The following is a 15,966-nucleotide window of genomic DNA, read 5'->3' on the forward strand; positions in this document are numbered from 1 at the left end:
CCATGCGACGATTGTCGCGCCTAACGATTATCTGCGAGCACGAAAGAGGAGCCTTTTTCCGCAATCATGGCGGTCGGCGTATTGGTGTTCCCCGAGGTGATGGTCGGCATTACCGAAGCGTCGATGACGCGCAATCGCTCGATTCCATAAAACCGCAGCCGCGCATCGACCACCGCGAAGGGATCATTGGGAAGGCCCATCTTCGCGGTTCCAACCGGATGGAAAATCGTGGTGCCGATATCGCCCGCTGCCTTGGCAAGCGCCTCGTCGTCGTCGCTGACGGCGGGGCCGGGGAGATATTCCTCGGGCTTGTAGGGCGCCATCGCCGGCTGCTGCATGATCTTGCGCGTGACGCGGATCGCATCGGCTGCAACCCTGCGGTCCTCGTCGGTCGTGAGGTAATGCGGCGCGATGATTGGCTTGTCGTCTGGTGCGGCGGAACGCAGCTTCACTTCGCCGCGCGAGGTCGGCCGCAGGTTGCAGGCACTGAGCGTGATGGCGGGAAAGTCGTGCAGCGGATCGCCGAACTTGTCGAGCGACAGCGGTTGAGCGTGAAACTGGATGTTGGCGCGCTCATGGTCGGGGCTGGAGCGCGTGAAGATGCCGAGTTGCGAGGGCGCCATGGTGAGCGGCCCGCGCCGGCGCAGCGCATAGTCGATCCCCATCCAGGCGCGCTGCATGAGCGAGGCATAAATCTCGTTGAGCGTCTTGATGCCGGACACCTTGAAGATCGCGCGCTGCTGCAGATGGTCCTGCAGATTTCGTCCCACGCCCTGACGGTCGAGGATCGGAGTAATGCCGAGTGGTTCGAGCCATTCCCGCGGTCCGATGCCAGAGCGATGCAGGACCTGAACGGAGCCGATCGAGCCGGAAGTCAGGATCACTTCGCCCTTGGCGCGCGCCTCGAAAGTCTCGGTGCCGCGGCTGAACCGCACGCCGACCGCGCGGCCGTTCTCGATAATGAGCTTGTCGACGAGGACGCCCGTCTCAAGCCGCAGGTTTGGCCGCTTCAACGCCGGCTTGAGGAAGCCGCGCGCCGATGACCAGCGCCGGCCGCGATGCTGATTGACCTGAAAGTAGCTCGAGCCTTCATTGTCGCCAGTGTTGAAGTCGGGAATCTTGCGGATGCCCATCTGCTCGGCTGCGTTGGCGATGGCGTCGAGCACGTCCCACGAAATGCGCGGCGGTTCGATTCGCCAGCCGCCGCCCGCGCCGTGATACTCGGTCGCGCCGAGATAATGGTCTTCCAGCGACTTGAACGATTTCAGCACGTCGTCCCAGCCCCAGCCGTCGAGGCCGAGCTGGCGCCAATGGTCGTAATCGGCCGCCTGTCCGCGCATGGACACCATGGCATTGATCGCCGAGCAGCCGCCGATCACCTTGCCGCGGGGATAATGCAGCGAGCGGCCGTTGAGGCCGGGTTCAGGCTCGGTGCGAAACATCCAGTCCGAGCGCGGATTGCCGATCGCGAACAGATAACCGACCGGAATGTGAAACCAGATCCAGTTGTCGAGGCCACCGGCTTCGAGCGTCAGCACGCGATTCTTGGGATTGGCTGACAATCGGTTGGAAACGATGCAGCCGGCAGTGCCGGCGCCGACGACAATATAGTCATAGTCACCTTCAAGACGGTTCGGCATGTTGGGAGCTTTCGGATATTCAAGTATGAGTTGTCTTAACGCGCATGCGCACCGTCCGCCATTGCACTTTGAGCGAGACAGGCGGGCATGTTAGTTTTGTGCATCGCACTCAATGCAGGCTCGCCGTATGCCGATCGTCAATCGCATCTCCGAATTCCAGCCCGATATCGCCGCTTGGCGGCACGAGCTGCACGCACACCCCGAGCTGATGTACGAGGTGCATCGCACGGCGGCGTTCGTCGCGGAGAAATTGCGTGCGTTCGGCTGCGATGAGGTCGTGACCGGCCTCGGGCGCACTGGTGTCGTGGGACGCATCAGGGGCCGCAAGCCCGCGGGTGAGGGCGGGCTCAAGGTCGTCGCACTGCGCGCGGATATGGACGCGCTGCCGATCGAGGAGGAGACCGGCGCAGAGTATCGCTCGACCGTGCCCGGCCGGATGCATGCCTGCGGCCATGATGGCCACACTGCGATGCTGCTCGGCGCGGCGCGCTATCTCGCCGAGACGCGCAATTTTGCCGGCGATGCCGTGCTGATCTTCCAGCCCGCGGAGGAAGGCGGTGCTGGCGCGGCCGCGATGCTCGACGACGGGCTGGTGGAGAAATTCGGCATCGACGAAGTCTACGGCATGCACAATGCGCCCGGCATGGCGGTCGGCTCGTTTGCGCTGCGCGCCGGGCCTGCGATGGCCTCGACCGACCATGTCGATATTGAAATCGAAGGGGTCGGCGGTCACGCCGCCGCGCCTCACAAAGCGGTCGATCCGGTTTTGGCGGGAGCGCAGCTTATGGTGGCGCTGCAGTCGATCGTCTCGCGTGCCGCCGATCCGCTCGATCCGGCGGTGATCTCGATCTGCCAGTTCAGGGCGGGTGAGGCGCGCAACGTCATTCCGCAGACGGCGAGCCTTGCTGGTACCGTCCGCACGCTGACAGCCCCGATGCGCGATCTCGTGGAGTCGCGGGTGCGGGAGGTCGTGGCCGGCGTTGCCACCCAGAGCGGAACGAAGATCGACCTCAGCTACCGGCGCGGCTATCCCGTTCTCGTGAACCATCCGGCCCAGACCGACGTTGCCGCGCGGGTGGCGGGCGAGGTGGCCGGGCAGGGGCGCGTCAGCACCGATTTCCCGCCGCTGATGGGCGCGGAGGATTTCGCCTACATGCTGGAGGCGCGGCCGGGAGCGTTCATCTTCCTCGGCAATGGCGACACCGCAGGCTGGCACCACCCGGCCTATGACTTCAACGACGAGGCCATCGTCTTTGGAACGTCCTACTGGGTGCGGCTGGTCGAAACCCAGCTTGCGGGCTGAAAAGCAGGAAAACGCGTTTTGTGAGCCTTCCGGCGGGTTGTCGCCAGTGGCTGCAGCCATCCTGCCGGACCGTGTAGGGAAGCTCCGGGGACCCGTTCCTGCAGCGGAATTAACACATAATCGAAGAAGTGTGCGGAATCGACCTTCCGCACGATGTTTTGGATTGTCGGGCGACCAAAAGCCGCCCTAAAGATTGGTCAGAAGGTCGCAGGTCAGCCACCGCGCGAGCGGGGGTTTAACGTTAAGACTTGGCCGTGGCGCTTTGTCGTGCAGACTGCACAGTTGAGGTTGTCGTTATTTCTCCAAGTTTGTCATGATACGAGCAATGTAGCTCTTCTTTTCATGGGATCGTTTGCGTGCCGGACCACATGTCTCCCTCGAAGACGATGTCTTCCTTGAAGGTGATGGCCGACCAGTTTGGTCGCAAACGCGCCGTGCTGAGCCTTTTCGGTGTGCTCGCCGTCGCGGGCGCCGCTTATAGCGCCTACCAGTACACGACGAGCCGCCCTCAGATGTCCGACATCTCGAGCAAGGCGGTGCAGGACCCCACGCATTACAAGCCGACGTCGCTCGAGTGGGCGACCCTCACGATCGCGCCGGTCACCGACCGCGTGTTCCGTGCCGAGCATGTCACCGAGGGCAAGATCTCGATCGACGAGGATCGCTCGACGCAGGTGTTCTCGCCCTATACCGGGCGTGTGACCAAACTTCTGGTGCGCCCCGGCGAGCAGGTTGCGCAAGGCCAGCCGCTGTTCGTTCTCGAAGCGGCCGATACCGTGCAATCGCAGAACGATTTCATCGCGGCGCTGACGGCTTCGAACAAGGCGCAGTCCGCGCTCGACCTTGCGCAGACGCAGGGCAAGCGCGCCAAGGAATTGTTCGACGGCAAAGCGATCCCGCTCAAGGATTATCAGTCCGCGCAGGCCACGTTGATCCAGGCGGAAAACGATATGCGCTCGGCGCAGACCGCGCTTGAAGCGTCGCGTAATCGCCTGCGTATTCTCGGCCTCAGCGAGGAGGCGATCACCTCGTTCCAGGACAAGGGCCGCATCAATCCCGAGGTGACGGTGGTCTCGCCGATTGCGGGCACCGTGGTTCAGCGCAAGGTCGGCCCTGGCCAGTACATCAGCGCGGGCGCGACCGATCCGGTCTTTGTGATCGGTGACCTCTCCACCGTGTGGCTGACGGGCTATGTCCGCGAAGCCGATGCGGACGAGATCGCGGTGGGGCAGGATATCTCCTTCACCGTGCTCGCCTCGCCCGGACGCGAGCGGAATGCCCGCATCGATTACGTCGCCACCGCGATCGATCCGGTCACGCGGCGGCTCACCATTCGCGCGACGATCGACAATGCCGATCGCAGCCTGAAGCCGGAGATGTTCGCGAACGTCACGATCTATTCGCCGGGCGATCACTCTTCCGTTGCCGTGCCCCGGCAGGCGCTGATCTATGAGGCGGACCGCGTCCGGCTTTGGGTCGCTCACGACGACCACACCATCGAGCTGCGCACGGTGCAGACCGGCCTTTCCAACGGCGATTTCGTCGAGGTGAAGGACAAGCTCTTTTCCGGTGAGCAGGTCGTCGTCAAAGGCGGGCTGTTCATCGATCGCGCGGCGTCCGGCAGCTAGAGATGGCAGAAATCGCAAGCCGGTGCCGTGGCGGACGGCGAAGCGAGAACGCCGCGGGTGTTACGGCATGCCGGATTCCTATGTGCGGCATCGCGGCGCGACAGCCCTTGATCCAGAGGGCCTGATTTGATCGACCGTCTGGTTGCCTTTGCCGTCCATCGTCGCTTCGTCATTCTCGGCCTGTTTGCCGCGATGGTCATCGGCGGCGTTATCGCGTTCGAGAAGCTCAATATCGAAGCCTATCCCGACCCGACGGCGCCGATGGTCGACATCGTGACCCAGAGTGCGGGCATGTCGGCGGAGGAGATCGAGCGCTACATCACGATTCCGATCGAGACGCAGGTCGCAGGCATCAAGAACCTGCGGACCATCCGCACGATCTCGCTCTACGGTCTCTCCGACGTCAAACTGCAGTTCTCATTCGACTACACTTACGATGAAGCGCTGCAGCAGGTGCTGAACCGGTTGTCGCAACTGCCGCCATTGCCGGGCGGGGCGCAGCCGCAGATCTCGCCGCTTAGCCCGATCGGCGAAATCTACCGCTATCGTCTTGTCGGGCCGCCGAACTACAGCGTCGTCGATCTCAAGACCTTGCAGGATTGGGTGCTGCAGCGCCGCTTCCGCTCGGTGCCCGGCGTGATCGACGTGACGGGGTGGGGCGGCAAGACCAAGACTTATGAACTGCAGGTCGATTTCAACAAGCTCGCCGCGGCGGGCCTGTCGCTGCCGCAGCTTCTGCAGGCCGTGGGCAATGCCAACGTCAATGTCGGCGGCAGCACGGTCGAGATCGGAACGCAGTCGGCCGTGGTGCGCGGCGTGGGCGCGATCCGCAGTGTGGAAGACATCGCCAACACGATGATCACCCAGAGCGGCGGCACCCCCATCCTCGTCAAGGACGTTGCCAAGGTCGAGATCGGCTGGAAGCCGCGGCTTGGCATCGCCGGCATGAACAATGACGACGATATTGTGCAAGGCATCGTGCTGATGCGGCGCGGCGAAAAGAGTTCGCCAACGATTGCGCGTGTCGGCGAAGCGGTCGAGCAGATCAATAATTCGGGCGTGTTGCCGCCCGGCGTGCGGATCGAGCGCATCTACGACCGCAAGGACCTGATCGACACCACGACGGCCACCGTTCTGCACAACATGGTGTTCGGCATTGTGCTGATCGTGCTGCTGCAGTGGCTGTTCCTCGGCGATCTGCGCAGCGCGCTGATCGTCGGCGCGACGATTCCGTTCGCGCTGTTCTTTGCGGTCGTCATTCTGGTTTTACGCGGGGAATCCGCGAATCTTCTGTCGGTCGGCGCGATCGACTTCGGATTGATCGTCGACGGCACCGTCATCATGGTCGAGGCGATCTTCCGACGACTGTCGCACACCACCGAGTTGTCGCCGTCGGAAGAAAAGGCGATCTCGCCCGACACTGTCATGGACATGAAGGGGCACGCGATGCTGAGCGCTGCCGCCGACGTGTCGCGTTCGATCTTCTTTGCAGCAGCGATCATCATCGCGGCATTCCTGCCGCTGTTCACGCTGAGCGGCGTCGAGGGCAACATCTTCGGCCCGATGGCGCGCACCTATGCCTACGCGCTGGTCGGCGGTCTGCTCGCGACCTTCACCGTGACGCCGGCGCTGAGCGCCATCATCCTGCCCGCGCATGTCCGCGAAGTCGAAACCCGGATCGTGCGGTGGCTGCATGCGGTCTACGCGCCGCTGCTCGCATGGGCGGTGAAGAATACGCGGACCGTGATGGCGGCGGCCGGCATGCTGTTCATCCTGTCGTTGTTCGCGGTGCGGCTGCTTGGCCTCGAATTCCTGCCGAAGCTCGAGGAGGGCAACCTCTGGATTCGCGCGACGTTGCCGTCGACGATTTCGCTCGAGGCAGGCAACACCTACGTCAACGAGATGCGGCGGCTGATTGCCGAGCGGCCCGAGGTTCAGTCGGTGGTGTCGCAGCATGGCCGCCCCGACGACGGCACGGATGCTGCGGGCTTCTTCAATGCGGAATTCTTTGCGCCGCTGAAGCCCGTGAAGCAGTGGCCGAACTCGCACGACAAGGATGATGTCACCGCCGAAATCCTGAAGGACCTGCAGGCGAAATTCCCCGGCGTCGAGTTCAACTTCTCGCAATATCTGCAGGACAACGTTGCCGAAGCCGTGTCCGGCGTGAAGGGCGAAAACTCGATCAAGCTCTACGGCAACGATCTGGTCGAGCTCACCGAGACGGCGAACAAGATCAAGTCCGTGCTGGCGACGGTGCGCGGCGTCACCGATCTGTCGGTGTTCACCTCGCTCGGCCAGCCGACCATCCGCATCGATATCGATCGCATCCGCGCTGCGCGCTACGGCCTGTCGCCCGGCGACATCAATGCGACGATCCGTGTGGCGATAGGCGGCGAATCCGCGGGCGAATTGTACGAGCCCGGCAGCGATCGTCATTTCCCGATCATCGTTCGCCTTGCGCCGGAATACCGCAAGAGCGCCGAGAGCATCCAGAATCTGCGTATCGGTGTGCAGGGCGCGAACGGCAGCGTGACGCAAATCCCGCTGAGCGAAGTCGCGACCATCAAGCTCGTCTCCGGTGCGGCCTATATTTATCGCGAGCAGCAGCAGCGCTATTTGCCGATCAAGTTCTCGGTGCGTGAGCGCGACCTCGGCAGTGCCATCCGCGAAGCGCAGCAGAAGGTCGCGGAGGAGGTCCATCTGCCATCCGGCACGCGGGCGGAGTGGGTCGGCGAGTTCGGCAACCTGCAGGACGCGATCAAGCGGCTGTCGGTCGTGGTGCCGATCAGCCTCGCGCTGATTGCCGTGCTGCTGTGGTTCAATTTCGGTTCGGTCACCGACACGCTGCTTGCGATGAGCGTGATCCCGATGGCGGTGCTGGGCGGCGTGCTCGGACTTCTGTTAAGCGGGGTGCCGTTCAGCGTGTCGGCGGCGATCGGCTTCATCGCGCTGTTCGGTGTTGCCGTGATGGACGGCATCATCATGCTGTCGCAATACAATCAGTTGATCGACGAGGGGCTCGACCGCGTCAAGGCGGTGATCCGCACTGGCGAATTGCAGATGCGCCCGGTGCTGATGACGTGCGCCGTCGCCGGCATCGGCCTGTTGCCGGCGGCGATCTCGACCGGCATTGGCTCGCAGGTGCAGAAGCCGCTCGCGCTCGTCGTGGTGTCGGGCATGGCGGTTGCGCCGTTCGTGATCCTCGTCACGCTGCCGGTGCTGATCCTGACCTTCTCGCGGCACGGCCGGTAGGACAGACGCTCACGAACGTCACTGCGAGCGAAGCGAAGCAATCCAGAAAGCTGGATTGCTTCGTCGCTTGCGCTCCTCGCAATAACAACGATTGATCCAGCAGAACCGCCGTTACTGTCCCGATGGTGTGCGCAGGCCGTGCCATGCGTCACGCACCTGATGGTAGTGAACTTCGGGCAGATAATCCGGGGTGTTGAGGCCGAGGGTGCGGACGTCGAGCTTTCCGATTGCACTCAGCAAGGTGTAGGAGGCGATCACCCGATCGCGCTGGCTGAGGATCTGGCGGCTGCGCGCGGCGGTAAGGTCGGCCTGCGAGTTCAGTACGTCGAGTGTGGTGCGCTGGCCCGCCTGCGCCTCGCGCCGCACGCCGGCAAGGGCAACAGTTGCTGCCTTCACTTCGCTTTCGGCGGCCGAAAGACCGACCTTTGCGCCTTCATTGGTGATGTAGGCGCTGAGCGCCGCTGTCCGTGCCTGATTACGGACCTGCTCCAGCACCTGCCGGCTCTGCATCACGACTTCCTTGGCCTGCCGGGTCTGCGAGGCGGCGAGACCGCCATCGTAGATCGGCACGTTGATCTGGCCGAGGACGGTCGCCTGATCGGAGCGCTTCACGCTGAGGAACGGATCGCCGTCGGACTGGCGGCTGACCGTGCCCTGCACGTTGACCTGCGGCAGCAGGCTCGATTCCGCGACGCTGATGGTGGCGGTGGCAACATCGACGTCATAGGAGGCCGCGATCACCGCCGGGTTCTGGCGGGTGGCGCGGTCAATCGCCGCCTGCTGGCTGTGCGGGATGAAGCGGTCCACCGTGGGCGCAGGAGCAAGCCGTCCCGGCGGCGAGCCGATCACCTGCGCATAGGTCGCCTCGCTGATCTGGAGCGCGACCTGTGCGGCGTTGAGGTCGGCGAGCCCGCGGCTCAGCCGCGCCTCGGCTTGTGCGGTGTCGGTCGGCGTCACGTCGCCGGCCTCAAGACGGGTGCGGGCGACGCCGAGTGTCTCGCGCAGGAACTGGACGTTGAGCTTCTGGGTCTCGACCAGCGCCTGATTGGCGATGACGTTCATATAGGCCGTCACCGCGTCGAGCAGCACGCCCTGGCCGATATTGCGCAGGGCCTCGCGCCCTGACAGCACCTGGAATTCGGCGACCCGGACACTCGACGAGGTCTTGAAGCCGTTGAACAGCGTCTGGGTTACGGTGACGCCGATCTGCCAGGGCTTCTGCCCCTGAGCCTGAATCGCATTGTCGGGAAGGGTATTGCGGACCGTCTGCAAGCCCGCAGACAGGCTGGCCACGATCTGCGGGCGGTAGCCTGCGAGCGCCTGCGGCACGTTCTCGTCGGTCGCGCGCTGCTGGGCACGCTGGGCGTTGAGCTGCGGGCTCGACTGGTAGGCCTTGGCGAGGGCTTCCGGCAGCGTTTCGCCGGCTACGGGCTGCACGCCCGCCGCCACGCCGAGCATCAGCAGTCCCGCCACCGCCCCGCAACGCTGCCCTGAATGCCGACGAATCATAACGCCCTAATCACCACGTCCCCGCACTCTGCGGATACCGCAACCTGCAGGGCAGTCATACTGGCCGGACCCGGCTTGGGCAAACTGTCCCGTGAAATTGTTCGGTCCTGTGGCAATCCCACCCTCGGAAGCGGGGAAAAGCGGCTTACGGGCTTGACCCCGCCGTCCCGCTCGGGACATTCGGCCCCGGATGCCGCGGGGCGGAACGGGTGAGGCAGAAAAGCAATGTCGACGGTTTATGCCGATCCCCGTGAGCTCGCCGACGCGATTTTGCGTGAATGTGGCCGCGAACTCGTCGTCGGCCTGCCGCTCGGGCTCGGCAAGGCCAACCACATCGCCAATGCGCTGTGTGAACGGGCGGCGCAGGATGACGCCATCCGTCTCACGATTTTCACAGCACTGACGCTTGAGAAGCCCGCGCCGAAATCCGATCTGGAGCGGCGTTTCATCGGCCCTGTGATCGAGCGGCTGTTCGGCGGGTATCCCGATCTCCTCTACGCGAAATGGCTGCGCGCGGGCACGCTGCCGAAGAACATCGAGGTGACGGAGTTCTTCTTCCTCGCGGGCCGCTGGCTCCGTCATGGCTATGCGCAACAGCATTACATTGCCGCGAATTACACCCACGCCGTTGCGGGCATGCTGACGCGCGGTCTCAACGTGGTGCTGCAGCTTGTGGCGAAGCGCGTGGTCGACGGCGAAGTGCGCTACAGCCTGAGCTGCAACACCGACACCACGCTCGATCTCCTGAAGGCACGCGCGGAAGGCAAGATCGATTTCAAGCTGATCGGACAGGTGAACTCCGAACTGCCCTTCATGCCTGGGCCAGGCGATCTTCCGGCCTTCGAATTCCATGCGATTCTCGACAGCACGGAGACGGATTTTGCGCCGTTCGCGCCGCCGTCGGAGCCGGTCGGCGAAGCGAAATATGCGATCGGCCTTCACGCCGCGAGCCTGATCGAGGACGGCGGCACGTTGCAGATCGGGATCGGGCAGGTCGGCGACGCGCTCGCGCAAGGATTGATCGTGCGCGATCGCCACAATGCGGATTTTCGCGCGGCGATCGATCGTCTTGCACCGGGTGTGAGCGGACGCGCCTGCGCGCCCTTCGAGGAAGGGCTGCACGGCCTCAGCGAAATGTTCTTCGAGGCGTTTCTCGGACTGATCGAAGCTGGCATCGTTCGACGCGAGGTGGATGGCGCAGCGCTGCATGCGGCGTTCTTCCTCGGGCCAAAATCATTCTATCGCGCCCTGCGCGAGATGCCGCCCGACAGGCTCGATCGCATCCGGATGATGCCGGTCTCGTTCACCAACGCGCTCTATGGCGATGAAGATCGCAAGCGGCGCGGGCGGCCCAAAGCGCGCTTCGTCAACAACGCGATGATGGTGACACTGCTCGGTGAAGCCGTTTCCGATGGCTTGAGCAACGGGCAGGTGGTGAGCGGCGTCGGCGGCCAGTATGACTTCGTGGCGCAGGCTTTCGCGCTCGAAGGCGCTCGTTCGATCCTGACGCTCGAGGCGACGCGACATAACGGCAAACGTCTGGAATCGAACATCCGTTGGTCCTACGACCACACCACGATTCCGCGTCACCTGCGCGATATTGTGGTGACGGAATATGGTGTTGCCGAACTGCGCGGTAAATCCGATGCCGAGGTGATCGCCGCGATGCTGTGCGTAGCGGACTCGCGTTTTCAAGATGATCTGATGCGGCAGGCGAAGGACGCCGGCAAGCTGCCGCAGGCTTATGACATTCCGCAGGCCTTTCGCGACAACACGCCGGAACGCATCGCCCGTGCGCTCGCGCCACTGCGCGACAAGAGTTTGCTGCCGCAATTCCCGTTCGGGACCGATTTCACCGGCGTCGAGCAACGCCTGATCCCGGCATTGCAGCGGCTGAAAGAGGTGTCGGCAAGCCCTGCTGCGCTGCTTACGCTCGGCTGGCGCGGTCTATCGGCAGACGATGCCGACGATGCGGAGTGTCTTGCGCGCATGAAGCTCGATGCGCCGGCGACGTTGCGCGAGCGGGTTTATCGCTTGTTGTTACGTGGTGCGTTGAGGCCATAGCATCCGCGCGGCGGAGGCGAATGTCAGCAGCACGCCGATGGCGATGAAGATTTTCCCGACCAGCGATGCGCTGCCCCATATGCCGCCTTCCGATACGGATTCCGTGGGCTCCGGCATCTGAGCAAGCGCCAACGTCATGGCGTGCTGCGGCTCGGGCTCCGCAACGGCACGATCGATCTCGTTCAACTGATCGGAGGTCGTCACTTCGACGCCTTGTGCAGGAGGAGCCGCCAAGGGCCGTTCAACCGCCGTCTTGTCTGCCTCGGTCAAGGTCGAAGTATCAGGCGCTAGGTTTTCCTGCGCTGAATTGTCGGGCGGTACTTCGGCGCGGGCATCGGCCACAGAAGACGGAAGGCGCGACTCATCCTTCGCATTCTTCGTCGTGTCAGATTTGGATGAAACGGTCTTGGCCTTGGTCCGGCTCTCGGTGCTCGTTCGGTGCTTTTTTGCGGAACGGTGCGGACGGACGTGCTTCTTGCGCGTATGGGCACGATGCTTGGTGAACTGTCCGAGCGCGAGCGGCTTCGCACTAGTCGTTTCAGGCGCAGCCGTGCCGGGTGTCGTGCTTCCCGCGAGCGAGGCCAGCGCCATGGCGGCCGCCATCACAGCGTAACGCAATCCTCGTGGCATGGTGGTGTCTCCGCATCGCCCCGCGCCCGCGTCCCAGATGGCCCTGCGGAAGTGGCCAGACCGCGGCAAAAGCGAGGAAATCTTTGGTTTTTGCAGGCCAAAGCCCGGGGACCTCCGCGATCGATCCGGCGTATGCGATTTGCCAGCGGCAGCTGTAACATCCTCGAAAATGCGTCGTATTGCATAGTGTCCCGAATCCGAAGCTCGCATGAGCCGTGCCGCGCCCTCTGGGAGCGAGCTTCAGATTCGAAGGACACTAGTAAATATGTAATTCTAGTGCGGTTTAGACTCAGACGCTGGCTTGAGGGACTCGCGGAGAAATAGAGCGAGCGTCTGAACCACCGCACTAGAGAGAGCAGTGTGAGCGGTCAGGAACATGAGTGGACCGACCTGATGCGGTCGGCCAATGCAGGCGATGCGGCTGCGTACCATCGGCTCCTGTCGGCGATCACGCCGGTCTTGCGGGCGTCGGCGCGGCGCGGATTGCTGCGCGCAGGGCAATCGCCCGATCAATCCGAGGATATCGTGCAGGATACTTTGCTCGCTGTTCATCTGAAGCGTCACACCTGGGACCCGAAAGCGCCGTTCGCGCCGTGGCTGTTCACGATCGCGCGCAACAAGCTGATCGATGCATTGCGTCGTCGGGGCCGCCGCGTGTTCGTCGATATCGACGATTTCACCGATGTGTTGCCGGGTGAGGATGCGCCGGAACCCGCGAACGGCGTTGACGTCGCGGCGCATCTGCAGCTTCTGCCGCCACGCCAGCGCGACGTGCTGCAGGCGATCGCGGTGGACGGCCTGTCGATCTCGGAGACGGCGCAAAAATTTACGATGAAGGAAGGCACGGTGCGGGTCGCGTTGCACCGGGGATTGGCGAGCCTCGCCGCTCGCGCGCGGGAAGAATTGCCATGAAGACCGACGATCTGATCGCAAGTCTTGTCGCCGATCATCCTTCGCGGATGCAGCCGGTGTGGCTGTGGCTTCTCGCGGGACTCTTTGCCGCGCTGCCGCTGTCGGCCGCAATCTTCATGATGAGCTTCCGGATGCGGCCGGATCTTGCGAGTGCGATCTACAACCCGTTCTTCGATTTCAAATTCGTGGTGATGCTGGTTCTTGCCTCGGTCTCGGCGGCGCTCAGCCTGCACCTGTCGCGCCCGGGCGCTTCGCTGGAGCGCTGGGGATGGCTGCTTGCGGTGCCGGCGGGCCTGCTTGGCATCGCCATCGTCGCGGATTTCGCCGTTCCACAACGCAACTCCTGGACAGCGCGGCTCGTCGGATCGAGCGCCATGGCCTGCATGGCGTCGATCCCGCTGTTTGCGATCCCATTTCTTGCGGCGGCGCTATGGACATTGCGCCGGGGCGCCACGACACGCCCGATGCTGGTCGGAGCGCTTGCGGGGCTGATGTCAGCCGGGCTCGGCGGAGTGATCTATGCCGTGCATTGCATGGACGACTCGCCGCTGTTCGTTGCGACCTGGTACACGCTCGCGGCCGTGCTTGTCGCTATCGTCGGCGCGTTCGTCGGCCGACGAGTCTTGCGGTTCTAGGCGATCGCGGCAGATGCGGCGAACGGCACCTGACCGGTTGCCTCGCGCATGCGGTAGAACCGCAGGACCTGCTGCGCCGTCGAGGGCCGCAGCAGATTGAAGTGATCCTGATATTCGCTGAGACTCGTCGAGATGCTCTCAGGCGCGGCGGGGTGGCGTGCTTTGAGGATCTTCTCGACCGTCGCCCAGCTCAAACCTGCGACCTTGGCAAGCACGAGAAGACCCTCGGCGCGCGGCTCGATCATCATGTTTTCGACGGTGAGGATCGGCACGTCGGTCATCAGCGCGATCGAGGTCGATATCTCCTCCACGCGGCCGTTGTCGGCGAAGGTCGCCACCTGTGCCTCGTTGAGGCGGCCGTCAGTGTGGAGCAGCTTGACGAGCGTCTGCGCGCGGATCGTCTCTTCGCTTTTTGCATTGCTTGCCTGAAGCGTGACTTCCTTCACCACTGAGGCGACGTCGGCCGCAAGATGCGGGTTGGCGCGGTTGAGCTTTTCGCGCACCGAGCGTGACGCCTTGGCGACGAGCTGCAGGTAATAGTGCCGCGGGATCGGACGCATACCAAGGCAGGAGGCGATGTCGTCGTTCCCCTCTGCGCGCGAGATCAAGCGGCCATAGCCGTTATCGGAAAAATTTGCGCCGGGATTGTTGACGGTACTTTCGACAACATCGTCGTTGCCGCGTTCGACCAGCACGTCGGTGACGGCCTGGCTCAAAATCTTGCGTTTCGAGATTGCGAGGAGGTGGCCCTGGCTTTTTTGCCTGGCATTTCTGACGAGAACGTCGTCGCTGAGCTTTTCGGAATAAGAGAGCACGGGGGCCGCAACTTCCACGAGGTCGTCGAAGGCGAGCGTATGGATGAGATTGGTCGGTGCTTCGGGGACAGTGGCGATGCGCTGGGCCAGCAGCGCCTTTGCCGACATCTCCATCTTGCGGATCAGGCAGTGAAAGACATCGTCGAACAGCGCGATCTGCTCTTCGGAGTATTGAGAAGGCGCGTAGAGAAACAGATCGGTGACGCGCTGGAGTGTTTCAACACGCCGCGCAACCGTCCCATGTGTGAGGGCGGTCTGAAGGTCTGCCAACAGACTCTTGGCGTTGGCCGCGTTTGTACTCATAACTTTCTGTCCCAAACAGGCCGATGCAATTCTTGCACCGGGGCGGTCGTCTAAGCTCGTTCGATTCTGTTTCGTCCCAGGTCCTTTGCGCGGTAAAGCGCAACGTCTGCCCGCAGAAGAAGACTGTCCACGGTTTCACCGGGGAGCAGTGTCGCCACGCCTGCCGACATCGTCATGTCAACACCCGGCGAAATCGAATTCCAGTCGACATCCGCAACGATCGTCCGCAGCCGGTCGACGACCCTTCCGGCAACGTCCTCACCGGCTTCGGGCAGTACCAGCAGGAATTCTTCCCCGCCGTAGCGCCCGAATTTGTCGATCAACCGGATATTCGCGAACAGTGTGATGGCGAAGGTGCGTAGCACTTCGTCGCCGACAGGATGGCCGAAATGATCGTTGATCTTCTTGAACCAGTCGAGATCGATCAGCGCGACAGAGCAGGGCGACTTGCTGCGCGCGGCCCGCTCGGCTTCCTCGGCGAGCGCATGCATGATGCTGCGGCGGTTATGCGCGCCGGTGAGTTCGTCGAATTCAGCCAGCTCCTCGATGCGCCGATAGGCTTCCTTTAGCGCCAGCCCCTGGCTGTAGAAGGATTCCCGCAGCGCGCTCGAGAACATGCCGATCATCATGCAGCGGCTGATGGTGAAAACGAACAGGAGCAACGTTGCGAAACGCTCGGCTGGCGAGCCGTGCGGCATGGAGATCGGGATATCGGTAAAAAGGAACAGAACGGCGAGGCCTGCGGTGATCAGCGTCCACGCGATGCCGATCTGGAGCATGGTCGATCGCAGCGAACCCAGCGCCACCGTAACGAACAGCGAGCAGAGGAAGACGCAGCCTACTTCCGGCGCCATGTAGATGAAGGCGAGCATCAACAGGAAGCTGACGCTCATCTGCTGAAGGACCAGATAGTGGTCCTTGAAGCGGTCGTTGAAGTGGGCGTCGGAGAGGATGGCGAAGCAGGTAACGGTGAGGAGCGCGCAGACGAGGAACACCAGCGGCGTCGTCAGGCTTGTGGTGCCGGCATAGGCATAGAGTACCAGCACGACGGTGTCGGTGAGGTAGCTGAGCGCCGTGATCGCGAGGAGTTGTCGGCGCTGGGTGGCACGCCGCTTCAGGACATCCGGCGCGGCAACGTCGGAAAAGTCGAACTGATCAGTCAGCTTTAGTGGTAGGACGGCGCCCCACATTTCGAAAAAATCCCATCGCTCCGCCCCTAAAGTACCGGGCAAAGCGTTTAGGTTTCGTATCTGGGAGCCGCCTTCGGATGCCTTG

Annotated in this window: 11 protein-coding genes; 6 read left to right on the top strand and 5 right to left on the bottom strand. The window is 63.1% G+C overall.

The genetic code is table 11. The features are described from left to right. Positions 1-20: 20 nt before the first annotated feature. The gene (locus OCA5_RS07095; RefSeq protein ID WP_012563798.1) at positions 21-1,640 is read right to left on the bottom strand and encodes a GMC family oxidoreductase; all 1,620 of its coding nucleotides are present in this window, start codon (positions 1,638-1,640) and stop codon (positions 21-23) included. A gap of 127 nt (positions 1,641-1,767) precedes the next feature. Here OCA5_RS07095 and OCA5_RS07100 point away from each other — a divergent pair, with 127 nt between their 5' ends. The 3 genes from OCA5_RS07100 (at position 1,768) to OCA5_RS07110 (ending at position 7,823) form a co-directional block, all read left to right on the top strand. Next, positions 1,768-2,943, top strand: coding sequence for a M20 aminoacylase family protein (locus tag OCA5_RS07100; protein WP_012563797.1), 1,176 nt, complete (start codon positions 1,768-1,770; stop codon positions 2,941-2,943). 404 nt (positions 2,944-3,347) lie between these two features. Next, the gene (locus tag OCA5_RS07105) at positions 3,348-4,571 is read left to right on the top strand and encodes an efflux RND transporter periplasmic adaptor subunit (protein WP_193372378.1); all 1,224 of its coding nucleotides are present in this window, start codon (positions 3,348-3,350) and stop codon (positions 4,569-4,571) included. 129 nt (positions 4,572-4,700) lie between these two features. Next, positions 4,701-7,823: an efflux RND transporter permease subunit gene (locus OCA5_RS07110; protein WP_041559657.1), complete on the top strand. Its 3,123-nt coding sequence runs from the start codon at positions 4,701-4,703 to the stop codon at positions 7,821-7,823. Between the two features lie 111 nt (positions 7,824-7,934). Here the strand turns inward: OCA5_RS07110 and OCA5_RS07115 are convergent, their stop codons facing one another. Beyond that, on the bottom strand, positions 7,935-9,332 hold the full coding sequence (locus OCA5_RS07115; RefSeq protein WP_013912996.1) for a TolC family outer membrane protein: 1,398 nt from the start codon (positions 9,330-9,332) through the stop codon (positions 7,935-7,937). A gap of 225 nt (positions 9,333-9,557) precedes the next feature. Between OCA5_RS07115 and OCA5_RS07120 the strand changes: the two genes are divergently transcribed. Continuing rightward, positions 9,558-11,396: an acetyl-CoA hydrolase/transferase C-terminal domain-containing protein gene (locus tag OCA5_RS07120; protein ID WP_012563792.1), complete on the top strand. Its 1,839-nt coding sequence runs from the start codon at positions 9,558-9,560 to the stop codon at positions 11,394-11,396. On the opposite strand, the gene OCA5_RS07125 is transcribed toward OCA5_RS07120, so the two are convergent. Continuing rightward, entirely contained in the window at positions 11,373-12,026 is a 654-nt protein-coding gene (locus OCA5_RS07125; protein ID WP_012563791.1) for a hypothetical protein, read from the bottom strand. The two genes, OCA5_RS07120 and OCA5_RS07125, sit on opposite strands and share 24 nt — an antisense overlap. A gap of 360 nt (positions 12,027-12,386) precedes the next feature. Here OCA5_RS07125 and OCA5_RS07130 point away from each other — a divergent pair, with 360 nt between their 5' ends. Both OCA5_RS07130 and OCA5_RS07135 read left to right on the top strand, forming a co-directional pair. Continuing rightward, a complete protein-coding gene (locus OCA5_RS07130; RefSeq protein ID WP_012563790.1) occupies positions 12,387-12,938 on the top strand; it encodes a sigma-70 family RNA polymerase sigma factor in 552 nt (183 codons plus the stop codon). Continuing rightward, on the top strand, positions 12,935-13,573 hold the full coding sequence (locus tag OCA5_RS07135) for an NrsF family protein (RefSeq protein WP_012563789.1): 639 nt from the start codon (positions 12,935-12,937) through the stop codon (positions 13,571-13,573). Before OCA5_RS07130 ends, OCA5_RS07135 begins: the two co-directional genes overlap by 4 nt. Here the strand turns inward: OCA5_RS07135 and OCA5_RS07140 are convergent. Further along, a complete protein-coding gene (locus OCA5_RS07140; RefSeq protein WP_012563788.1) occupies positions 13,570-14,691 on the bottom strand; it encodes a DUF2336 domain-containing protein in 1,122 nt (373 codons plus the stop codon). The genes OCA5_RS07135 and OCA5_RS07140 overlap by 4 nt on opposite strands. A 50-nt stretch (positions 14,692-14,741) precedes the next feature. Then, positions 14,742-15,881, bottom strand: a complete 1,140-nt coding sequence (locus tag OCA5_RS07145; protein ID WP_012563787.1) for a GGDEF domain-containing protein — start codon at positions 15,879-15,881, stop codon at positions 14,742-14,744. Positions 15,882-15,966: the final 85 nt, after the last annotated feature.

Origin of the sequence: Afipia carboxidovorans OM5 (assembly GCF_000218565.1) — a bacterium.
Classification (GTDB): Bacteria; Pseudomonadota; Alphaproteobacteria; order Rhizobiales; family Xanthobacteraceae; genus Afipia; species Afipia carboxidovorans.